Genomic DNA, 22,140 nt, shown 5'->3' with positions numbered 1-22,140 from the left:
ATGGCACAATGCCTGGTTCGTCGCAGCCGACTCAACCGGTGGCGGCGGCCACCCTGGCGCGCTCGGTCATCGAGGCGATAACGCCGCCGTCATTGAGGATGTCGGTGCCGGTCAGGTAGCCCGCCTTATCGCTGGCGCAGAACGCGAGCAGCTCGGCCATCTCCTCGGGCTTGCCCCATCGCGGGACCGCGGCGTTGGTGACCATCGCGCCCGCGCCGGCCTGCTCCTCGAGCCGGCCCATCTCGGTGTCGATCGACCCCGGCGAGACCGACACGATGCGCAATCCGCGCGCGTTGAATCTTTCCGCCTGTGACTGGCTGTACCACTTCACGAAGCTCTTGCTGACGGCGTAAGCGAGGCCGGACCTAGCCTCCTCGGGCACGATGTTGCAGGTCGTCATCAGGGCCTCCAGGAAGGCGTCGGCGTCCCGCAGCGCCAGCGGGAACTGGTCCACCGGAACCATTTCCGCGGGCAGAATGTGGGCCGCCATCGACGCCACGTTGACGATCACGGCGCCCTCGCCTGCCGCGGCGTAAAACGCCTCGTTGACGTTGAGCGTGCCGAGCGCGTTGGTCCGCATGACGTAGTCGGCGGGGCCCATGCTCGGGCTCACTCCCGCGGTATGGATGACCGAGGCGAGCGTCCCGAGGCCCTTCGCCGTTTCGAGCAGCTCAGTCACTGCCCCCGGGTCGGTGACGTCACAGTCGACGGCCGTGGGCCTCATCCCGAGCCCTTCCAGTGCTGCGGCCGCCGCCTTCAGCCGGTCCTGGCGGACGTCGCAGAGGACCACGGCGTGGTCGCGGCCGACGATCTTGGCCGTGGCCAGACCCATGCCACCCGCGCCGCCCGTGATTACCGAAACTCGATTCATACCGTGGACCGTATACGCAGCGGGATTCCGTGCGGAGTCGGGTTAGGCCATTTCCTCGGCCCAAGCGATATGCCCTTCGAAGCCAAGCGAATTCGCCATCGCGCGATAGCGGCCACGGTAGTCGCGATATGCGAGTTCGTCGCCGCGTGCTTGGGCCTCGAGCGCCCGCATCCGCAGCAGCCAGATTTCGTTCATGACGAATCCCGGTTCGGTCGGCACCGCCGCCAATCGCTCGATGGCCGCTTGGGCTTCCCGAAGGTCGGTCGGGCCGCTCCTGCGCAGAAGCGCTTCCACCAGAGTCGCAGTGGCCGCCGCCAGGTCAATCATGTCGCCCGAAGAGTATTCCGCCTCGACGGCAGCGCGGGACAGTTCAACCGCGCCGTCGAGATCGCCGGCCTGAACCTTCTCCCTGGCGAAAATCATGTCGACGAATGTGGCCGCCAAGAGGGTGAAGCGTTCTTGCAGAGCGGCTTCCCGGGCCGCCGCGAAAAGGGCGAATGCGTCGTCGCGTTGCGGACCGCCGTGGCTCAGGAGCGCGCGAGCGTGCACGTATTGGGCGCAGGCCAGCGTGAGATCATCACCTGACCGCTGGGCGGCCTCCAGCACCTCGGCGGTCTCTCGGACGTCCGCCGCCTCCGGTACCCACACCCCGTTGCCGGCCAGCAGGTACTTGAACAGCAGCATTATCGCTCGCAACGTGGGATCGAATGCGCGGACCATTATCGCGGCCTCCTCGACATCGGCCCTCCCTCCGGGGTCGCCGAGCAGACACCGTGCACACCCTCCTAGCATCTTCGCGCCAACCAACGGAGAGCCGACGACGATATTTCCCTTGGTGGCGTCACCGTCGGCCAAGTCGATCATCCGATGCGCCAGCTGAACGACTTCCGTTGCCTCCCCGCGCTCGAGCTTGGCGGCGAGCGCAGCGTAGCCCAACCCGAGAGTCAGCGTCGGGTCGCCGATCGACTCGAGCAGGCTGATGAGTTCCGAGGCCAAACGCGATGCTTCCAAGAATCGCGCATGAACGATCAGAGCCGGCAGCCATCCGCCCATCGCCATCGCCAGCGACACCTTGTCGCCGGCGGCGGTGGCAAGGTCGTGCAGTTCATCGAAGCCGGTGTCAGCCAGGCTGCCGCCGGCCAGCCAGGCGCTCGCGCACAGCAGGGTTCGCGGAGCGATCCGCATGGCGGCGCTGTCGGCATCATCATCGGGCAGTCGGTCGGCGACGTCGCGCGCCTGGCGCCAACTCGCACGCGCCGCCGCGAGGTTGCGGTGAGTCAGCCACGTCCCTGCCCGCATGTACCAGTCGAAGGCAGTATGCAAATCACCCGCCGCTTTGAGGTGTTCTGCGATCAGCGCGGCGTTTTCGTCGGCTGATGCCGGGTCGCGCTGCTCGATCAGGGCGGCCAGCCGACGGTGCAGCTCGTCGCGATCCGATTTCAACTGCGATTCGTAGGCCACGTAGCGGATCAGTGGATGCCGGAACGCGTATTCGACCTTCGGGGTGAAGGCGACCTGGTCGATCAGCTCGCCCTTGACTAGTTCGTCCAGTACCGGTTCCACACCCAACGCGCTGACCAGGTCCGGGCTGAACCGTGTCCCGATGACCGCGGCCGCGCACAGAGCGCGTTTGGCCGGGAAGCTCAGGCGGTCGATGCGGGCCGCGATGACGGCGTGCAAGGTCGGCGGAGCGGTGATATCGGCGATCTCACCGTGGAGCAGGTAGGAACCGCGTTCGCCGTGAATCGAGCCCCGCTCCGCGAGGTCGCGCACGATCTCCTCGGCGAAAAAGGGGTTGCCGCAGGCACGTTCGGAGATGACTTCTGCGAGCTCCTGCACCGACGCGTCGGTGCCGAGCAATTCGCCGATCAGCGCTACGGTTTGGGTGCTGTTCAGTGGGCGCAACGCGATCGTCTGGGCGCCCGGGATAGCGGCCAGCGCGCCTTGGTACTCGGGCCGATAGGTGATCAGCATCATCGAGCGGGTTTGCCGGATCACCGTCAGAAAGTCAGCGAGCATCGACTCGCTGACCTCGTCGATCCAATGGGCATCCTCGATCACATACAGGGCGGAACCCCGGCGATTCACCCATGCGGCAGTCACGAGCGCCGTGAGGCGCCGTCGCCGGGCATCACCCTCGATGTCGGGCGCCTCGACGGCGGGATCCGCAATGCCGAGCAGATCGTCGACCAGCCAGAGATCCTCCCCATCGGCGTTCGGAAATCGGGCTTCCAGCTGCGCCCGTGCGGCCGCGTCGTCCAGCCCCTCGACCCCGAGGGCGGCGCGCAATAGTCCCGTCACCGCGTGGAAAGGAATATCACTGGTATGGGACTCGCAGTACACGGTGATGACATCCATGCCGCGGGTTTTCGCCAATGCCGCCGATTCGCGAACGGTACGGCTTTTGCCGATGCCCGGCGGTCCAACGACACCGATGACGCATCCAGCCCCGCCGACCGCCTCATCGAGGATGCCGGCGATGGTGTTGAGTTCCCACGTGCGCCCGACCAACTGCGGGTCTTTCCGACGGCTGTGATGGCTGGAGGCTGCGATCAGGCGGCGAGCGGGGACCGGCGCGTTGGCGCCCTTGATGTACACCATTTCGGGGTCCGCAAGCGTCGCGGCATCGTCGACCAGGCGAGCGGTCGACTCGCTGAGCATCACCCCGCCCGGGGGTGCGACCGACTCCATCCGCTGGGCCATTCCTACCTGCTCGCCGATGGCCGTGTAACCCAAGGCACCAGATCCGATCTCGCCTGCGATCACCTGACCCGAATTCAGCCCCACTCGCAGCCGCAGCTCGACCTTGTCTCGGCGCGCGACCTCACCAGCCACGCGTCCGGCTTCGTCCTGGATACCCAGGGCCGCCAGACAGGCGCGAAAAGCGTGATCCTCCAAGGCGATTGGCGCACCGAACACGGCCATGATCCCGTCGCCGGTGAACTTGTCCACCCTGCCGCCGAATCTCTGCACCACCGTCGCCGCGCGCTCGATGAGTTCGCCCATGATCTCGCGCAACCGTTCCGCGCCCACCGCGGCGGCGATATCCATCGAACGCACGACGTCGGCGAACAGCACGGTCACTTGCTTGTACTCCGCAGAGGCCGGAGTGGCCGTAATCTGCGATCCGCACTCGTCACAGAACTTCGCGGTGGCGCGCAATTCCTCACCGCATGACGGGCACGCCACATTCGACGTCGTCATGGCGCACCACCCATCCAGGTCGTACCACCCCAGTCGTTAAGAATAGGTGGCTGCCGGGGCGAAGCGCGAGTACTGGCGCTTTGCTGGACGGGCCCGCGATCGCGGGGAGTTAGGGCTCTGGCACCGGATGGTGGGGGTGACCGGTGTGCCGGATGGCCGTCCCGAAGAACGGCGCTCGCACGGTCGCGGCCAGGTGGCGGCGGTAGCGGATCAGCGCGACGACGGCCACCGCGGTGTAGACGGCGCAGAGCAACAGCCGGCCATGCGTCGAGGCGATGGGGAACTGCACGACGAACAGGCCCAGCAGGGTGCACGCCGCGGCGCGCTGGAAGCGCAGCGCCAACAACAGCGCCACTCCCATCATGGTTTGGGTTGCCGTGAGCAGCACTTCCTCGACCTGACGCGGGTCGAGTTGCAGCGAGAACCCGCCGCCGCCCAGCAGGTGGGCGATCGGCAGCGACCCGATCAGCAGCGTCCACTGGTTGACCTTGGAGGAGATCAGGGTGGCGATGGCCGCGGTGCCCTTGCCGCGGGCGGCGAAGATGGTCGCCACGATGAACTCCGGGGCCTCCGAGGCGAGGGGGGCGAGCCACTGGACCAGCAGGAACCGGTCGATACCCAGTTCGGTGCCGGCGGCGACCAAGTTGTCGGCGAACGGCTTGGCGCACAGCAGGATCACCGCGCCGGACGCCAGGAAGAGGCTCACGACCACGACGCGGCGACGGCGATCGGGCAGCTCCCCGAGGGCGGCGGCGGTTCCGATCAGGTCGGGCTCCTCGACGTCGCCGTGGCTGACCTTGTAGAGGTAGAAGCCGAACCAGGCCAGCAGCGCCAGCCCGAGCCCGAAGTGGATCTGGCCGCTCGCCGGTATCGCGAACGCGATGACACCGGCGATGAGAAGGAACCCGAGCTCGAGACGGTTGGCCGGTTGCAGCGCCAAGCCGGTGGCCTTCGCGGAACCGGCCTTGCGCGCCACCACGATGCTGACCAACACCACGACGGGCCAACCGAGGCCCATCAGCAGCCGGTTGGACCCGGTCATGTTGGCGGCGGCGTATTGCGTGTACTCCGCGTTGTGGCCGGAGACGTAGGCGTAATACAGGTCGACGGCGTACTCGGGCAGCACCGCGATCAGCGCCAGTATCGCCGTCGCCAGCCCGCCGGAGACGTCGATCTGCGCGGTTTCGGCGGCCCAGGCCAGCAGGAAGCTGGCCGACACCACCGCGGCCCCGAAGATCAGCAGCGCGATGACCGGGTCGGGGTGCAGGCCGGCGAGTCGGGTCACCACCGCCGGGACGACGAATGCCGTGGTGATCAACGCCGAACGGGCCAGGGTGCGACGCCGCAAGCGTTCTGGCGTCGAGACCGCGGTCGCGGGCCTGTCTGTGGCGAGCATCGTCATCCTTCGATACGGAGGGGTGGCGACTGAGGCGGCCACTCCGGATGGCGTAGCCGTGCCGAACGATTACCCAAGTTACTCGCGAAGCTCGTCGCCAGCAACGTCGCTCATTGCCGGAGCGGCCTCGTGCCCAGACGCATCTTTGCTGGCTAACTGGGGCACGGTGCGAAAGTTAGGGTGTCCTGATCCCGAAGTTTGGCAAACCTTTCAGTTCGCCAATCGCCCCCTACGCAGTACGACGCGCCGCGAGAGGCAGAGGTTCCACCTAATTATCCGGACCCATGGCCGCTGCCACGGCTTGGGCGAACAGTTCGACGGCCTGGTTGCGGGTTAGCGACGCGAGCATTCGTTCGGCGGCACCTCGTCGAGGGAACCGATCTGACCGCGGCTGTGCTCGAGTTGTCGCAACGCGGGCGTATCGGTCTTGCCCGATCACGATGGCGACCTCACCCGGCTGCATCCCTGCCGACCGAACGTAGAACTCACCGACGGTGAACGCGTCGGTCAATGCGACGGCATCACCGGAAACGTCGCCCGGGACCGGCTTGGCCGCGACCTCCGAAACCACCAGCAGCTCAGCGAAACTGCCCTGCGCCTCGGGATGCTGGCCGATGATCCGCATCCCGCCGGCGCCGCCGTCGACAAGGCGCACCGGCATGGCCGTCACGTGCGCACCGACCGCGAACTGATCGGTGCAGCCGGGTCCGTGGCCGACGACCTCGCCGACGAACTCGTGACCGAGCACGATGTCGCGGTCGATGTCGTACAGCGAGCAACCGGTCGGATCGTCGACGGCGAGCTCCGGATGGTCCATGAAATGCACGTCGGACTCGCAGATCGCGGTGCTCAGCGTGCGCAGCAACAGCTCACCCGGTCCCGTTTCGGGGTCCGGCGTCTCGCGGACCTGGAGCCGGCCGTCCCTCGGCACCATAGCGCGCAATGCGTTACCTTCTCGAATAATCGATATAGGATCTCGAAAATGTTCGTCTCACCCTAAATCGTGTGGCAGAGGAGTCAAGCCATTCGCGGATCGACGTCTGCGCCGACCGCCCGGGTGCTCGACGTCGTCGAGCTCCTGGCCCGGTCCGGTAATGCGCGGCTGCGGTTCTCCGACATCGTTCGCGAGCTCGACCTCACGCAGGCGACGGCACACGCGATTCTGAAGACGCTATGCGACCGGGGGTGGGCCAGCCGCGATCCGGTCGCCAAAACCTTCACTCTCGGCCCCGCGTTGGCCGTCGTGGCGGCGCGAACGGACACCGCCCGGCCGCTCGCGCACGCGGCCCGTTCCGCGGCGCTGCGGTTGTCCCGTGAGGTCGGCTATGCCTGCTCCGTGGTCGAACGTTTCGGAGATTCGTTGGTGGTAACCGCTTTTGAGGGCGAGCCTGCCACCCAGCCGTCCGGCATTCCGGGCGATCGCATTCCTTACGCCCCGCCCTTCGGGGTGGCGCTGGCCGCGTGGGACGACGAGGAGGAACGACGCGCTTGGATCCGCCGCGGTGCGGGCAACAATCCCGATCGCAACCGGCGGCTCGAACAGGTGCTGGAGCACACGCGCGAGCGCGGCTTCGACGTCGACTGGACGACGCCCGCGCTGGCCCAGGCGGTGCAGGTGGTCGGCACGCTGGACAGCGACGAGATGCCAACGCCGGTGCGGCACATCATGGATCAGTTGCTCGTCGAATTCACCACCATCGGCTTCCTCTCCGACGACAGCCCGGGGCGGCGTAAGCAACCGGTGGTGACCATCGCCGCACCGGTTTTCGAGGACGGACGCGTAAACCTGATGGTGGCCATGCATCCGCTGTGCCCGCTGTCGGCGCGGCAGATCCGGGTCATCGGTAAACGACTGACCGACGAAACGACGGCGATCAGCCTGCCCCCGCCGCGCCCGGGTGCGGCCGATCGCGCCGTCTAGGCTCGGCGTATGGAACTGCGGCAGTTGCGCTACTTCGTGGCCGTCGCAGAGGAGTTGCACTTCGGCCGCGCCGCGCGACGCGTCCACATCTCCGGACCGGCCCTGTCGCAACAGATCATCTCGCTGGAGCGCGAGCTGGGCGCCGACCTGTTCGTCCGGGATCGGCGGAGCGTTCGGCTGACCGAGGCCGGACGCACCTTCCTTCCGGACGCGCGCCGAATCCTGTCTCTGGCCGACGATGCCAAGCACCGGCTGCGGCAGGCCGCCGCGCGCGGCACGCCGGTGCGCCTGGGTTACGTCAGCTGGCTGCCGGAGGACCTCACCGCGATGGTGGGGTCCACCGCGGATGTGCGCCTCGACGAATGGGTGCTGCCGTCGCACGCGCAGGCCGACCGCGTGGCCGAGGGAACCCTCGACGTCGCGCTGGCGTGGGTCACCGCCGGCCAGGTCGAGGAGCGCGGCCTGACGGCGCACCTGCTGCGAACCGAGCCGCTGCACGCGGTTGTTCCCGGTATCGGTTCCACGGAACCCATTGCCGCACAACGGGTCAGCGTGCTCATCGACGCGGACGAGTCGGCATGGTCGTCGTGGAACCGGTACGCCAAGGAGTTCGCCGCTTACGTCGGCGCCCGCGTCGTGCAAATCGACGACGGCGGCATCACCGGCGACGCGTTCTACGCGCACGTGCGCAGGGTGGGTGCGGCGGTGCTCGCGTCACCCAAGCGCCACACCGCGGCGCTCCCGCCCAGCTTGGGTCAGCGTCCGGTCGCCGAACCGGTGCCGCTGTGGACGTGGTCGCTGCTGCACCGCCGCGACGACGACCGCGCCAGCGTGCGCGCCGCCGTGGAAGCGCTGCTGGCGGTGGCGCGCAGCCGCGATTGGCCGACCCCTCCCGACGGTCCGTGGTGGGCCCCGGCCGACGACCCCCACCTGCGGTGAGAAGTCTCATCGAGCACTGGTAAGAGAACGGTCCTGGACGGCAAGCCGGCGCTGCGCTTCAGTGAATACAAGCTGGGCGGAAGGCGAAAAGGCATGGCAGAGAACTACGTTGTGGACGAACTGGCCGACTTCGTCGTCGACGCGCAGTGGGCCGACCTGACCGGACGTCCGCTCGCGCTGATGAAACGCAATGTGCTGGACAGCATCGCCTGCGCCGTCGGTTCCCTGGACGGTCAGCTCGTCGCACCGATTCGCGAACACACCGCCCAGTTCAGCGGTGCGCCCACCGCGACACTGGTGGGCGGCGGACGGGCGTCGGTCGACCAGGCCGCGTTCTTCAACGCGGTGCTGGTGCGTTACCCCGATCTGCTGGACACCTACCTGGCGGTCGGAGGGCTGTGTCATCCCGCCGACAACTTCGGCGCCGTCTTGGCCGTTGCCGAGCACACGGGCGCCAGCGGGGCCGACTTCCTGCTGGCGCTGGCCGTCGCCTACGAGGTGCAATGCCGGTTCAGCGCGCAGGTGCCTGTCATGGCGCGCGGACTCAATCACGCGCTGCAGCTGTCGATGTCGGTGGCGGCAGGCACCGCGAAGCTGCTCGGGCTCGGCGTCGAACAGACCGCGAACGCCATCGCCGCCGCCGCGACCGACAACGTATCGCTGGCGACGGTGCACGCCGAGCCGGTCTCGAACTGGAAGGGCATCTCACCGGCCAGCACCGGCATGCGCGGCGTGTACGCGACCATGCTGGCCGCCCGCGGCGTCACCGGGCCCAGGTCGTTGTTCGAGGGCCCGCACGGTCTGGTGCAGCTCTTCGATCAGCCGATCGACCTCACGACCACCGACCGCGGGCTGACCTGCATCGAACAGACCTATCTGAAGCAGTACTGCGCGCTCATCCACGGGCAGGTCGTGATCGATGCGATCTTGGCCCTGCGCACCGAGAACGACTTGCGCGGGGACGACGTCGCACGGGCGACCCTCGAGGTATTTCAGGGCGCGTATGACTTCGCCGGCGGGGGAGCGTACGGCGCAAAGGACGATCCGCGCACCAAGGAGCAGGCCGACTACAACCTCAAATATCTGAGCGCGGTGGCGCTGCTCGACGGCGGGGTGGGTCCCGAACAACTGGAAACCAAACGGGTTCTGCGCGCCGACGTGCAGGACCTCTTGACGCGCGTCGACGTCAAGCCGGCCGCCGACTTGACAGCTGGCTATCCCCAGCGCACGGCGGCGCGGGTGCACCTGGTGACCCGGGACGGGCGGGAATTCGACCGCGAGCAGGCCGATTACGAGGGATCACCGACCCGGCCCATGTCATGGGAACGCGTCGCGGAGAAGTTTCATTGGCTGGCCGAAGCCTTCTGTGACGAAGGTCTGCGCGCGGAGATCGTCGCGGCCGTCGACCACCTCGACGCGATTCCCGTCGCCGAACTCACCGGCCTGTTGGGCGCGGCGAGCCCCACCGCCCGACGGCCGCGCACCAAGCCCCGGTTCTGACGCGCGCCGTCGCCCCCTTGCGTGGCCCGCTGCCCGCGGTCGATGATCGGCCATGCGCAAAGATCAGGGCGGCAACCGGTGGGAGTTGGTCACCTGTGCAATCGCGGGACACGCCACCTACGCGCCCGACGAGGAGGAACTAGCAGCCCGGTTGAGCGGCAGCACCGGCCTCGGTGAAGCGTGGCGCTGCCTGCGCTGCGGTGAATTCACCGTCGGCGAGCCGCACGGGCGAGGGCGCGCCGAAGACGCGCCGATGATCATGCGCGGCAAGGCTTTACGCCAGGCCATCATCATCCGGACGCTCGCCGTGGAGCGCCTGTTCCGGGCCGTGGTGATCGCGCTCGCCGCGTATGCGGTGTGGAAGTTTCGCGGTGCGCGCGGTGCCATCCAGGCGACCCTCGAGCGCGACCTGCCCGTCTTTCGCGCCGCGGGATTCAAGGTCGATCAGATGACCATCGTGCACGAGCTGGAAAAGGCGTTGGCCGCCAAGCCATCCACCCTGGCCTTGCTGACCTTGATGCTGGCGGCCTATGCGCTGGTGGAGGTCGTCGAAGGCGTCGGCCTGTGGCTGCTGAAACGCTGGGGCGAGTACTTCGCGGTGATAGCCACCTCGGTGTTCTTGCCCCTGGAGATTCACGACCTGGCCAAGGGCATCACGATGACCCGGCTGGTCACCTTCGCCATCAACGTGGCCGCCGTGATCTATCTGCTGTTCTCGAAACGTCTGTTCGGGTTGCGCGGCGGCCGCGAAGCCTACGACGAGGAACGGCGCGGCGAGCAGCTGCTCGATGTCGAGAAGGCCGCCGCCAAGGCCTGACTTCAGGCCGGCGACTGCCTGGGGTGGATGAAAATGCCTTCCGCTTCGACCGTGACGCCGTCCTCATCGGCCAGGTGACCAACGGCGAACGTCTTGACGCCCTCGGTGCGCTCGACATGCGCCTGCACGCGCAGCGGCCGCTCCAGTGCGGTTCGGCGCCGGTAGCGCAGGGTGAGGGTGCCGGTGTAGGCGGGCCGGCCGGGCCGGTGCGCCGTCGCGCCGAGCACATGGTCGAGCACCAGCGCGCAGATTCCGCCGTGCACGTGGCCCGGCGGTCCTTCGTAGGCCGCACCCAGGGTGAACTCCGACCACACCACGCCATCGGGCTCGTGGTGGACCACCAACGGCGGTGCCACCGGGTTCCGCACACCGACCACCGCGTTGCCCCACGCGACGGTCTGGCCGTCGGGCAGGTAGTGCACGCCGACGGGCCCCGGCGGCGCCGCCTCGCTCAATTCCGCTGCGGCCGCGTCGATCTTGGCCTGCGCCGCCGCCACCGCCGCCGGTTCCGCTTCGGTCCGGATGCTGATGTCGATGAGCCGGCGGATCGAGTCGGCCAGCGGCGCGTAGACGGATTCGAGCCGGCTGAGGTCGATGCAGGGCGTTTGGTCAGGCATCCCGGCAACCTAACAGGACGGCGACTGGTAAGAACGGAGCGATGGGCACTTATGCGGTCACCGGATCGGCTTCGGGAATGGGCCACGAGACCGCGCAGCGGCTCAAGGCCGACGGGCACACCGTGATCGGCGTTGACATCAAAGACGCCGATATCGTCGCCGACCTGTCTACGCCGCACGGACGCAAAGAGGCCGCCGACCGAGTGCTCACGGCCGCGGGCGGCACACTCGACGGTGCGGTGCTGGCCGCGGGCCTCGGGCCCAGCCCCGGTCGCGATCGGCTGCGCCAGATCGGCCAGGTCAACTATTTCGGCGTCATCGAACCGCTCGTCGCCTGGCGGCCGGCGCTGGCCGCGGCCGAAAGCGCGAAAGTGGTCGTCGTGGGGAGCAACTCGTCGACGACCGTGCCGCTCGTCCCGCGCCGGACGGTGAAGGCACTGCTTGCCCATGACGCCGACAAGGCGTTGCGGTCGGTGCGCCCGTTCGGTCCGGCCGCGTCGACGATGATGTATGCGGCGTCGAAGATCGCCGTCAGTCGTTGGGTGCGCCGGCACGCGGTGCTGCCGGAATGGGCGGGCTCGGGTGTGCGCATGAATGTTCTGGCGCCGGGGGCCATCATGACGCCGTTGCTGCAGGAACAGCTGGCGACGCCGCGGCAGGCCAAGGCCGTCCGGTCTTTCCCGGTACCGCTCGGTGGCTTCGGTCAGGCGCGGCACATGGCCGACTGGATGTGCTTCATGCTGTCGGAGTCGGCCGAATTTCTCTGCGGCAGCGTCATCTTCGTCGATGGCGGGACCGACGCCTATTTCCGGGCCGACGATTGGCCGAAAGCGCCGCCGGCGCACGGGTTGCCGGGCTACCTGCGACGGTTCAGGGGTTCGGGCAGAGCGTGACGGATGACCGGCACTCCGGCGGGTGTGCGTCGCACCACAATGCGGCTTTTCGTGGCGTTCACCCCGGCGCGGCGCATCCGTAAAGCGGCCGCGGTCGAATTCAATGAGTCGGCGCACAGGCCGAACAGACGAAGGATCTCAACCGTGGCAACACTGCCGTCCTGGATCAGCCAGAGCCCTACCAGCCTCGATGTGGTGACCCCGCTCAAGACGCGCGCCTGTGACGCGTGGCAGGCCGTGCTGAGAAGCGCACCACGCCGGGCGCACACCAACGTGACGCTCATGCAAAGGGGCGTCGAGCGCTGCTGACGGCGCGGCGAGGCGTTCTATTACCGTTACCGGCTACCGTGGCGCAACCGTTGAGCCGCCCGCGCGCTCACGTTCGCGTCGTCGAGCCCGGGAAGCGCGCAGGTTGGCGGCGTTACCGCACGTCTTGACGTCATGCCACACCCCACTGTTGTTCTTGGAGCGGTCGTAGAACGTGGACCCGCAGCGGTGGTTATGGCACTGCTTGATGCGTCGCCAGGTATCGGCATGCTGGCTGAGCAGAATCTCGGCCCACAGCGCCGAGGCTAGCCAGCGCCAGCCGGTGCCGCTGGGCTCCAGTCGCACCTCACCGGCGTCGGTCACCACGAGAGCTGCGGGGACGGCACTTCCTCCACCGGGCGCCTCGCCGGCCACGAGCGAATCGATCCTGGCGCGCAAGGCGCGCAGCTTGGCCAGGTCCGCGTCATCGAGCGCCGGCGCCCGCACATCCATGCCTCGGGCGGCCGACCAGGCGCGCACCGCGTCCGCGACCCACTCGCCCGCGAGCGCGGTGTCGGCGAGCAGGTCCGGGCCGTAGTCGCCGATTCCCCTGGTGTTCAGGAAGTCCTGGACCAAGCCCAGGCCTCCCGGTGCCGAAGTGATGCCGTACCGCTGTGACGCAGACCATGCAGAGGACATAGCTAAAAGCTACTTGACTATGTCTCTGGGGTCAATTATCGTGACAGAACCAAACTCTTAATACCTACGTCAGAAAGTACGGGTCATGGTCAACATCAAGGGATCGACGGTCGTGGTCACCGGCGGGCAGCGCGGGCTCGGCAAGACCATCGTGGACGAGTTGTTGCGCCGCGGCGCGGCCAAGGTCTACGCCACGGCGCGGACGCCCAAGCCTAGCGCGGATCCCCGGGTGGTCAGTGTCGAGTTGGACGTCACCAAGCCGGAGTCGGTTGCGGCGCTGACTGTTTCGGCTCCGGACGCAGACATCGTGATCAACAACGCGGGTGTCCTGGGCGCGCGGAAGCTGCTCGAGAGCGACATCGAGGAAGTGCGCGCGGTGTTCGAGACGAACTACTTCGGTGCGCTCCGGGTCGCCAAGGAGTTCGCGCCCATCCTGGCGGCCAACGGCGGTGGAGCCCTGGTCGACATCGCCTCGATCTTGTCCTGGATGCCCGGCTCCGGCGGGTACGGAGATTCCAAGGCGGCGTTGTGGTCGATGACGAATTCGCTGCGGATCGAACTCGAGAAGCAGGGCACCCGGGCCGTCACCGCGCACCTCAGCTTCACCGACACCGAGATGACGTCCGGCTTCGACGCCCCCAAAAACGATCCGCGCCAGGTGGCGCGCGCGATCGTCGACGGCATCGAACGCGACGACACCGAGGTGTTGGCCGACGACGACACCCGATACGTCAAGGCGGCGCTGTCGGGACCGGTCGAGGCGCTGCCAACGATGCCGTGAGCATAAGGGTCTGCCCGAAGGCAGATCCCCGTCTTAAGACGGTGGGTCAATCAGGCCCTTGCGGATGGCCTCGCCCAAAAATGGGCTTGCTGCACTTCGGGCAGACCACCGGGGTGTCCCGGCATCCACCACGGTCGCACCCACGGGCCGCCGCTTCGACGGTCGAAGGTCCCCAATGCGTCGGCCGAAGGTCCCATCAGCAACGAGGCGAGGCCGGCGGGGCGACGTGTTTGGATAGCGACATGCCCGACATGCAAATCGAAGGCGTCGTGAGCGCCACGCGCGTCATCGCGGCCAACGCCGCGCGGATCTTCGAACTGATCGCCGATCCTGCCCGCCAGCCGAGCTGGGATGGCAACAACAATCTCGCATCGGCCGCTCCCGGTCAGCGGGTCCGTGCGGTCGGCGACGTGTTCAAGACGACACTGACCAGCGGTGCCGTGCGGGAGAACCACGTCGTGGAATTCGTCGAAGGCAGCAAAATCGCCTGGTGCCCAGCCGAACCCAGGAAGCAGCCGCCCGGCCACCTCTGGCGCTGGGAGCTCAGCCCGGTCAACGCCGAGCTCACCACGGTGACCCACACCTACGACTGGACGGCGCTGGCCGACCCCACCCGGCTCGAGCGCGCGCGTGCGACGACGCCGGACATGTTGCGCGAGTCTATGGACCGGCTAGCCGTGGTCGCGCAAAACCCCGACGCGTGAGGGCAAGGCATTGCAGCGGGCCTGACTCAGCCGTTCTTGCCGCGCACCCACTGAACCGTGCCGAGGTTTTTCACCCGCACGCTGACGAAGCCGTGGTCTTCCAGGATGTCGGCGATCTCGTCGTCGTCGAAGACGTGCGCCCCCACGTTCGGCAGCCTCTGGAAGAGCCGGGCGGCCGGACCGACGGTGGGCACCATGACGGCGAGCCTGCCGCCCGGTCGCAGCACTCGCGCCATCTCGCCGAGGGCCGCCGCCGGGTTCGGAACCAGTTGCAGCACGGCCGTCGAGACGACGACGTCGACCGTGTCGTCGCGCAGCGGAAGTCGTTGCGCGTCAGCCTTGATGAAGCCCACCTGCGGCCCCGCTTCGTTGCGGACGGCGCGGGCCAGCATGGGCTCGGAGATGTCGATCCCCAGGGCCAGCCCGTCCGGGCCGGCCGCGCGGGCGAGGGAGGCGGTGACATTGCCCGGGCCGGAGCCGACATCCAGCGCGATGCCGCCCGGCGGGATGTTCAACCACTCGAGGGGTGTCTGCCACGCGGCGATCAGCCGCCGCGACAGGGCCTGGGCGTTGTCGTAGAGCATCGAACCGATCGGTGACGCCCACGCGGCCTGGATCGGCCCGGTGTTTTTAGCGACGCCGTCGCCCTCGGCGGATTCGCTGCCGAGCAGATCGAGATAACCCTTGGTCACGTCGGGATTCGCCGGCGGATCGGCGAGCAGATCGAGCGCTCGCCGCAGCGCGGGGGGCAGCGAGACGTGCACGTCGGTCATGCGTACTCCTTCGGGAAAAGCCAACCGCTGCGCCGGAACTCGAAGACCGGGCCGGGCGAATGGGGCTCCCCTGAAGCCTACGCCGAGCCGCGCCTGCTCACCGCCGGACGATCGCGTGCTCGCGCACCAGGGAGTACAGCCGCCACTGGCCCGGCACCCCCTTGAGCGCGGTCTCGCCGCGGTCGCCGAAGCGGTGTCGCGACCCCGTGACGATGTCGCGCAGCGTCGAGGACACCAACACTTCGCTGGGTCCGGCGAGTGCCGCCACCCGTGCTCCGATGTGTACGGCCATGCCGGCGACGTCTTTACCGCGCACCTCCACTTCGCCCGCGTGAATGCCCACCCGCACCTCGATGCCCAGCACGCGGACCGCGTCGACGATGGCGTCGGCGCAGGCGATCGCGGCGCTCGGGCTGCTGAACGTGGCGACGAATCCGTCGCCGGCCGTGTTGACTTCGCGCCCGGCGAACCGCTGCAGCTCGTGGCGCACCAGGGTGTCGTGGTTGTCCAGGAGGTCGCGCCAGCGGTGATCGCCGAGCAGGGCGGCGCGCTCGGTGGAGCCGACGATGTCGGTGAAGACGATCGTGGTGAGCAGGCGTTCGGCGTCGGAGCCGCCGCGCACGCCGGTGATGAACTCCTCGATCTCGTCGAGGATCGGGCCGGTGTCGCCGACCCAGTACAGGGCTTCGTCACCGGGCAGCTCGACGAGGCGCGACCCGGGGATGTGCTCGGCGAGATAGTGCGCGTGCTCGACGGGGCTGAAGGCGGGGTTGTCGCGATGCAGGATCAGCGTCGGCACGGCTACGCGAGGTAGCCGGTCGCGGACGTCACCTTCCCTGACCTTGTTGATGAACGCGCGAGCCATGCTGGGGGACGCGGCCCGATTGCCGGCCATGTCCCACCACGAGCGGAATGCGGCGTCGCCCGCCACCGAGGGCGCGATGATGCCGAGCATGTCGAAACCCTGCTCGACGGCGTCCGGCTCCATCCCGACCGACGTGAATCGATCGGCCTCGTCGAGTTCGGCGCCGATGGGGTAGTCGGGACTCCGCAGCTTGCGCGCGGCGCCGTTGGCAATGACCAGGCTGTTGATTCGGTCGGAATGGTCGGTAGCGAGGACGACGCCGGCCAGCGATGTGAAACCTGGGGCGAAGACCGTTGCACGCTCGCACCCCACCGCGTTCATGACCGCGATCGCGTCCTGCGCCCAGGATTCCGGGCCGAGCATGTCCAGCGAGGGCACCCGCGAGGACAGGCCGATGCCGCGCTGGTCGAACCGGATCACCCGGCAGAACGATGCGAGCCGGCGATGAAAGCGGTACATCGACGGCTCGAGGTCGACGCAGTCGATGGGGATTAACGGGCCCGGCAGCACGAGCAGGTCGATCGGGCCATCGCCGAAGACCTGGTAGGCGATGTCGATCTCGCCGCAACTGGCGTACCGGGTCCGCGGAGCCGCAGAACTCCCAGCCACGCATTCAGGCTAGTGCAGGTCACCGACAAGCCGGAACGGTCAACTGCGCATGATCGGCACCAGGTAGCGGGCGGCGTACTCGCGGACGGCCGTGGGGTCCGACGTGTCGAGCCGGTCGGTGGGAAAGACGATGATGCCCAGGGCGACGCGGAGCAGGATGTCGGCGATGTTGGTCAAGTCGCGTTCGGGAACGTCGGCCCCGCACCGGCGCAGCGTGTGCGCGATCCCGTTGGCGAACTGACCGATGGGGAAGGCATGCGAGCGGGAGAACATCCCCAGCAGCTCGGGCTCGCTGTCCGCGATCCGGGAGTACAGCGGGAAATCGTGGACCAGGCGCACCCCGAGCGCGAACGCCTCGATCACGGCCTGCTGCGGGTCGCAACCCGTCGTGGCCCGGTCCAGCGTGGCGAAGAACGATTCGGCCTCACGGCGGACCACATGCCCGAAGAGGTCGTCCTTGGTGGGGAAGCGCCGGTAGATCGTGCTGCGGCTGACCCCGGCGCGCGCGGCGATGTCCTCGATGTTGGCCCGGCGAACGCCGTAGGTCTCGAACACGGCGCGCGCGGTGTCCAGGATGGTGCGGTCTAGGTCGGTGAGCGAATCCGCTGGGGCGCTGACGGGCCTCGTGGCTGTCCGCATTGTCTCGACTCCTCGACTTGGCCCCCAAGGGCGCCGGTCCGGGTGTGCGCATCCGCCGACCGGTTGTTAGGCTGTTGACACAAAGATACGGTTTTGTGTCATTGATTCGCAAGGACGGCCGCTGCGGGGAGGGGAGCATGACGGCCCACAACGACGAACTGGGCGCCGTGACTGCGGGAGCCCGCTTCGACACCGGTGTGCGGGAGGCGTTGCCCATGCCGGTCGACGGACCGGCCGGGGAAGCCGGCGACTCCACGCGGCTGGGACCCCAGTCATTGATCTGGAAGTTCTACGGGGACAACCGCACCCAGTTCTTCGGGTTCCAGCGCACGGCCGGGGTGGAGAACTGCATCGAGCAGCTCGCCCAGGGCGTGCTCGACCACTCGGTGGTCTTCAGCGACACGTTGGGGCGGGCCAAGCGGACCGCGCCGCCGCTGATGAAGACCGTTTACTCCGACCAACCCCGGGAGTGGGGCCGCAAGGTCCGGGACTTCCACAAGACGATCAAGGGCACCATCAGCGACGGCTCGAGGTATCACGCGCTGAATCCGGAGCTGTTCTACTGGGCGCACGCCAGCTTCGTCGACCAGGTCATCTACAACACCGACACGTTCATCCGCCGGCTCTCCCATGCGGAGAAGGAGCAGATCTTCAACGAGGGCAAGGTGTGGTACAGCCTCTACGGGGTCAGCGACCGCGGCCAGCCGCAGACCTACGACGAGTTCCTCGCCTACTGGGACGAGATGCTCGAGCGGTTCGTCCCGCACAAGACCGTCTTGTACGGCACCGGCTACATCAGGAAGGGGATTCCGGGGCCGCGCTGGATTCCCGAGCCGGTCTGGCGGGCGGTGTCCGCACCGCTCAACGCCTACACCCGCCTGGTCTTGGTCGGGACCATGCCGCCGCAGATGCGGGAGGTCTGCCAGTTGGAGTGGAACGCGAAGAAGGAGAAGCGTTTTCAGCGCTTCGCCGCCGCGATGCGCGCGCTTAACCCGCTGATCAACCGGTTGCCCATTGGGGCGATCTACACTCCCTGGGCGGCCAGGGCGTGGCGGCGCTCGGGCGTCGACCCGCGCCGGCTGCACAACGCCGCCGCCTGACGCCGTTGGCCTTACGAAGGTGAACACCGGGTACACGGAGTCGAAACTCCCTGCGAAGTAGGCGATTACGGAGGGCTCTGACGCTCAGGTGCTTGGCGAGCGGCTAGGGATGGGCCAGGATCTCTTGATATGGCCGCTGTCGACTTCTCGTTGTTGGACGTTCCGAGATCGGAACCGGTCGTCGATCCGGAGGCCTTCCTGCGCGCGGCGATCGCCTGGCATTTCGGCGAAGACACCGGTTCGCCGTTCTGGTTGCGGACCGCGGCGACGTTGGACTTCGACCCGGTGACCGACGTCAACAGTTTCGCCGATCTGCGGCTGTTTCCCAACCTCGTCAACGAATTGCGCGGTGTGCCGGTGGAGGATCTCATCCCGCGCGGCTACGGAACGCCGCCGGTGCCCCAGATATTCGAGTCCGGCGGCACCACCGGCGCCCCGAAACGAACTGTGCAGCTACCGGACTGGGTCGCGCAGGTGGTCGAGTGGCAGACCGAGGACTTCGCCGGCGGCGGGTTTCGCCGCGGCCAGGGCTTCCTGTGCCTGATGCCGAGCGGGCCGCACGGGGTGGGCTACTTCTCGCGGCTGGTCTCCGAGCGGCTCGGCGCGGTCTTTCACGCGATCGACATCGATCCGCGCTGGGTAAAGAAGATCGCCGCCCGCGGCGCCGCTGCCGAAGTCGCCGCCTACGTCGACCATGTCGTCGAGCAGGCCGCGTTCGTGCTGGGGACGCAGAACGTCGCGAACCTGCACACCACCCCGCCGCTGCTTGAGGCGATGGCCCGGGACGACCGGCTGGTCGATCTGCTGAACGAGAAGATCCGCTACCTCTTGCTCAGCGGCGCGCACGTGGACGCCGACACCCTCGACCTGCTCCGCGGCATCTTCCCGGACACGACGATCACCATGGCCTTCGGCAGCACGATGGTGTTATCCCAGGCGGTCACCCGAACCGCCGACGGCGACGCGTTCGTGTTCGACCCGCGGGCACCGTACGTGGTGTTCTGGGTGATCGATCCCGACACCGGGGAACGGGTGCCCTACGGGCAGACCGGCCAGGTCGTGATGAACCACATCAGCAAGGGCATGTTCATTCCGAACAACCTGGAGCGCGATCTGGCGGTCCGGATGCCCGGTCCGGCGGGCGAGCTCAGCGACTCGGTCAGCGAGGTGCGGCCGGTAGCCACCTTCGAGGGCGAAGCCGTCATCGAAGGCGTGTACTGAGCATGACGAGCGAACGGGTCGGCACCGCAACAGATTTGACGCTGATCGATGCGCTCGGCCCCGACGGGGAGTACCGGACCCGCCGCCGCGAGGTCGTCTTCGGCACCGCCGGGGGCGCGGTCGCCGAGTTGAGCATCGTGCCCCCGCTCTATGTTTCGCGCACGCTGGCCGCGCAGCGCAAAGTGGCCCAGCTGCCGGTCGAGCAGCGGGCGGCGGCGCTGTCGCATGCCGCCGGCGTCTTCGCGGATGGGATCGTCGCCGGCTTGGACTTCGAGGCGTACGTCCGGCTGGCCAGCCGGATTTCGGGGCTGCCCATCGCGGTGACCCGCCTCGGGGCGCGCAGCGTCGCGGACGCCGTCAGCGGCGCGTTCGACGCGGTCCGGCCGGCGCGCCCGGTGGGCGCGGCGCTCGATTGGCGCGAGGAACGCGCCCGCCGGGGCGGTGCGGTGTGGGTGCGGCGTGGGGAGGTCTTCGCGGTGCACGCGGCCGGGAACGGTCCGGGCGTGCACGGCCTGTGGCCGCAGGCACTGGCGCTCGGTTATCGGGTCGCGGTGCGCCCGTCCCGCCGGGAGCCGCTGACCGCGCACCGGCTGGTACACGCCTTGCGCCAGGCGGGTTTTCGACCCGAGGACGCGGTCTACCTGCCCACCGATCATGCCGGCGCCGACGAGATCATCCGAGCGGCCGACCTCGCCATGGTGTACGGCGGCCAGGAGGTCGTCGACAAGTACGCGGACGACCCTTCGGTGATCGTGAACGGCCCGGGGCGCAGCAAGATCCTCATCACCGCCGACCAGGATTGGCGCGACCACGTCGACGTGATCGTCGACTCGGTCGCCAACCTCGGGGGCATGGCCTGCGTCAACACCACCGCCGTGCTCTACGAGGGTGACGCGGCTCCGCTGGCGCGCGCCATCGCGGGGCGGCTGGCGGCGATCGAGCCGCTGCCCAGCGACGACGAGCGTGCGATACTGCCCACCCAGCCCTTCGATCACGCCCGGGCGTTGGCGGACTACCTGGCGGCGAAGGCCGCCGGATCGACGCCGCTGCTGGGCGCCGATCAGGTGGTGGCCGACCTCGGCGACGGCTACGCGGCGCTGCGCCCCGCCGTGCACCTGCTGCCCGCGCCCGCCGCGGACACGCTCAACGTCGAGCTGCCCTTTCCCTGCGTGTGGGTGTCACCATGGTCGCGCGAAGCGGGTCTGGAACCGCTGCGGCATTCGTTGGTCATCACCGCGGTCACCGATGACGAGCGGCTGATCGACGATCTACTCGCCGAACCGACGATCGCCAACGTGTATGCCGGGCCGCACCCGACGTGGCACGCGGCGCCCGACATCCCGCACGACGGGTTCCTGGCGGACGCCCTGATGCGCAACAAGGGCTTCATCCGCGGCGGCGGCTGACGCGGCCAGTCGCGCGTCGAGCGACGAACTCAACAAAGTGACCGCTCAGCTCCCGAAGCCACCCCTGCCGCTCGCGACCGACGAGGCTCCGGCGGTACCCGCGTCGAGGTGGCTGGAGGCGAAGGCGACGCCCTTGTCGATCATGGCGCCGTCGTCGGCGTAGGTGTTGTGGGCGGAGAAGTTCATGCCGTCCGAGCAGACCGGGTCTTCGGTGGCGCACACCTTGATGGTCTTGTCGGCGAAGGTGGGGCCGATGACCACGGGGGGCTCATTAAGGAAGTTCATGGCGCGCACGTTGGGCATGCCGAAGAGCACGACCGAGGAGACGTGTTGGGCCACCGAGGGGTCCAGGGGCTTGGGCACGGTGTTGGGGTCGATGCCGTCGGGGACCGAGGGTGAGGTGACGAAGCCCATCACGGCCGCGCCCTGGGAGTAGCCGCCGAGCACCATCTTGGTGTTGGGGCAGTCGTGGGCCATCGAAACCACGTGTGCGCCCGCGTCTCTGACTCCGTCGATGCCGGTGTCCCATTGGTCGCTGGCGGGGTAGTTGACGGGGTAGACGTCGAAGGACTTTGCGCCCACGCGGGAGCGCAGGGCGTCGACGAAGGCCTGCCCGGTGGGACCGACGCCGGGCGCTTCACCGGTGCCGCGGGCGAACACCACCTGCACGTCCGGACACTGGGCGGCGGCGGAGGGGAGGGCGGAGCCGGTAATGGCCGATGCGGTGAGGCCGGACGCTGCAACTACTGCTGGACCGAGAAAACGGGCTATTTGACGTGCGATCATGCCGCAATTGTGCCCAGTCGACCCCCCGGCTAAACAGGTGAATGCATGGAAATAACTGCGAATTCACATAACCCCGTTCACCTCCTGGTGTGCGGGCCGAGATTGCTTGCGCGCGCGGCTCATCCACCGCTGCGGCGGCCGGTGATCCGGCGC

At 68.1% G+C, this 22,140-nt stretch carries 20 protein-coding genes and 2 pseudogenes; 11 read left to right on the top strand and 11 right to left on the bottom strand.

What is annotated here, in order from left to right:
* Window positions 1-31 precede the first annotated feature (31 nt).
* The 5 genes and pseudogenes from A5678_RS14795 to A5678_RS27945 all read right to left on the bottom strand — a co-directional run.
* Complete coding sequence (locus tag A5678_RS14795) at window positions 32-871, bottom strand: SDR family oxidoreductase (protein ID WP_082945565.1); 840 nt, start codon at window positions 869-871, stop codon at window positions 32-34.
* Window positions 872-913: 42 nt separating this feature from the next.
* On the bottom strand, window positions 914-4,075 hold the full coding sequence (locus tag A5678_RS14790) for an adenylate/guanylate cyclase domain-containing protein (protein WP_068043506.1): 3,162 nt from the start codon (window positions 4,073-4,075) through the stop codon (window positions 914-916).
* A 109-nt stretch (window positions 4,076-4,184) separates the two neighbouring features.
* Window positions 4,185-5,477: a sodium:proton exchanger gene (locus A5678_RS14785; RefSeq protein WP_082945564.1), complete on the bottom strand. Its 1,293-nt coding sequence runs from the start codon at window positions 5,475-5,477 to the stop codon at window positions 4,185-4,187.
* 262 nt (window positions 5,478-5,739) lie between these two features.
* A pseudogene (locus tag A5678_RS27165) lies at window positions 5,740-5,903 on the bottom strand (short-chain dehydrogenase); the annotation flags it as partial.
* A 280-nt stretch (window positions 5,904-6,183) separates the two neighbouring features.
* Window positions 6,184-6,288, bottom strand: a pseudogene (locus tag A5678_RS27945) (zinc-binding dehydrogenase); the annotation flags it as partial.
* Between the two features lie 240 nt (window positions 6,289-6,528).
* Between A5678_RS27945 and A5678_RS14775 the strand changes: the two are divergent.
* The 4 genes from A5678_RS14775 (at window position 6,529) to A5678_RS14760 (ending at window position 10,648) form a co-directional block, all read left to right on the top strand.
* On the top strand, window positions 6,529-7,392 hold the full coding sequence (locus tag A5678_RS14775; protein ID WP_068043504.1) for an IclR family transcriptional regulator: 864 nt from the start codon (window positions 6,529-6,531) through the stop codon (window positions 7,390-7,392).
* 9 nt (window positions 7,393-7,401) lie between these two features.
* Window positions 7,402-8,331, top strand: a complete 930-nt coding sequence (locus tag A5678_RS14770) for a LysR family transcriptional regulator (RefSeq protein WP_068043502.1) — start codon at window positions 7,402-7,404, stop codon at window positions 8,329-8,331.
* Between the two features lie 111 nt (window positions 8,332-8,442).
* A complete protein-coding gene (locus A5678_RS14765; protein WP_082945571.1) occupies window positions 8,443-9,831 on the top strand; it encodes an MmgE/PrpD family protein in 1,389 nt (462 codons plus the stop codon).
* 52 nt (window positions 9,832-9,883) lie between these two features.
* Entirely contained in the window at window positions 9,884-10,648 is a 765-nt protein-coding gene (locus A5678_RS14760; protein ID WP_068043497.1) for a DUF2127 domain-containing protein, read from the top strand.
* Between the two features lie 2 nt (window positions 10,649-10,650).
* Here the strand turns inward: A5678_RS14760 and A5678_RS14755 are convergent, their stop codons facing one another.
* Window positions 10,651-11,265, bottom strand: coding sequence for a PaaI family thioesterase (locus tag A5678_RS14755; protein ID WP_068043494.1), 615 nt, complete (start codon window positions 11,263-11,265; stop codon window positions 10,651-10,653).
* A gap of 41 nt (window positions 11,266-11,306) precedes the next feature.
* Here A5678_RS14755 and A5678_RS14750 point away from each other — a divergent pair, with 41 nt between their 5' ends.
* Together A5678_RS14750 and A5678_RS27580 are read left to right on the top strand one after the other, a co-directional pair.
* Window positions 11,307-12,158, top strand: a complete 852-nt coding sequence (locus A5678_RS14750; RefSeq protein WP_068043492.1) for an SDR family oxidoreductase — start codon at window positions 11,307-11,309, stop codon at window positions 12,156-12,158.
* 144 nt (window positions 12,159-12,302) lie between these two features.
* On the top strand, window positions 12,303-12,467 hold the full coding sequence (locus A5678_RS27580) for a hypothetical protein (protein WP_197502142.1): 165 nt from the start codon (window positions 12,303-12,305) through the stop codon (window positions 12,465-12,467).
* 33 nt (window positions 12,468-12,500) lie between these two features.
* On the opposite strand, the gene A5678_RS14740 is transcribed toward A5678_RS27580, so the two are convergent.
* The gene (locus A5678_RS14740; protein WP_068043488.1) at window positions 12,501-13,103 is read right to left on the bottom strand and encodes a CGNR zinc finger domain-containing protein; all 603 of its coding nucleotides are present in this window, start codon (window positions 13,101-13,103) and stop codon (window positions 12,501-12,503) included.
* A gap of 85 nt (window positions 13,104-13,188) precedes the next feature.
* Here A5678_RS14740 and A5678_RS14735 point away from each other — a divergent pair, with 85 nt between their 5' ends.
* Both A5678_RS14735 and A5678_RS14730 read left to right on the top strand, forming a co-directional pair.
* Window positions 13,189-13,884: an SDR family oxidoreductase gene (locus A5678_RS14735; RefSeq protein ID WP_068043486.1), complete on the top strand. Its 696-nt coding sequence runs from the start codon at window positions 13,189-13,191 to the stop codon at window positions 13,882-13,884.
* A 242-nt stretch (window positions 13,885-14,126) separates the two neighbouring features.
* Window positions 14,127-14,588 carry an SRPBCC family protein gene (locus tag A5678_RS14730; RefSeq protein WP_068043484.1) on the top strand — a complete coding sequence of 154 codons (462 nt, stop codon included), beginning with the start codon at window positions 14,127-14,129 and terminating at the stop codon, window positions 14,586-14,588.
* Between the two features lie 26 nt (window positions 14,589-14,614).
* Here the strand turns inward: A5678_RS14730 and A5678_RS14725 are convergent, their stop codons facing one another.
* The 3 genes from A5678_RS14725 to A5678_RS14715 form a co-directional block, all read right to left on the bottom strand.
* A complete protein-coding gene (locus A5678_RS14725; RefSeq protein WP_068043482.1) occupies window positions 14,615-15,361 on the bottom strand; it encodes a methyltransferase domain-containing protein in 747 nt (248 codons plus the stop codon).
* Between the two features lie 97 nt (window positions 15,362-15,458).
* Complete coding sequence (locus A5678_RS14720; protein ID WP_068043480.1) at window positions 15,459-16,835, bottom strand: adenylate/guanylate cyclase domain-containing protein; 1,377 nt, start codon at window positions 16,833-16,835, stop codon at window positions 15,459-15,461.
* A gap of 39 nt (window positions 16,836-16,874) precedes the next feature.
* Window positions 16,875-17,474 (bottom strand): TetR/AcrR family transcriptional regulator, encoded by a 600-nt coding sequence (locus tag A5678_RS14715; protein WP_068043478.1) that lies wholly within the window; start codon window positions 17,472-17,474, stop codon window positions 16,875-16,877.
* Window positions 17,475-17,611: 137 nt separating this feature from the next.
* On the opposite strand from A5678_RS14715, the gene A5678_RS14710 reads away from it, so the two are divergent.
* From A5678_RS14710 to A5678_RS14700, 3 genes are all read left to right on the top strand, one after another.
* Entirely contained in the window at window positions 17,612-18,574 is a 963-nt protein-coding gene (locus A5678_RS14710; RefSeq protein ID WP_068043476.1) for an oxygenase MpaB family protein, read from the top strand.
* A 129-nt stretch (window positions 18,575-18,703) separates the two neighbouring features.
* Entirely contained in the window at window positions 18,704-19,795 is a 1,092-nt protein-coding gene (locus A5678_RS14705; RefSeq protein WP_068043474.1) for an AMP-binding protein, read from the top strand.
* A gap of 35 nt (window positions 19,796-19,830) precedes the next feature.
* Window positions 19,831-21,201: an aldehyde dehydrogenase family protein gene (locus A5678_RS14700; RefSeq protein WP_197502148.1), complete on the top strand. Its 1,371-nt coding sequence runs from the start codon at window positions 19,831-19,833 to the stop codon at window positions 21,199-21,201.
* Between the two features lie 45 nt (window positions 21,202-21,246).
* Here A5678_RS14700 and A5678_RS14695 read toward each other — a convergent pair whose 3' ends face one another.
* Entirely contained in the window at window positions 21,247-21,987 is a 741-nt protein-coding gene (locus tag A5678_RS14695; protein WP_068043470.1) for a cutinase family protein, read from the bottom strand.
* Between the last annotated feature and the right edge of the window lie 153 nt (window positions 21,988-22,140).

Origin of the sequence: Mycobacterium sp. E2733, assembly GCF_001667585.1 — a bacterium.
In the GTDB taxonomy this organism is placed as follows: Bacteria; Actinomycetota; Actinomycetes; order Mycobacteriales; family Mycobacteriaceae; genus Mycobacterium.
Note: the sequence above shows the minus strand (reverse complement) of the source record. Positions and strands in the feature narration are given on the sequence as shown.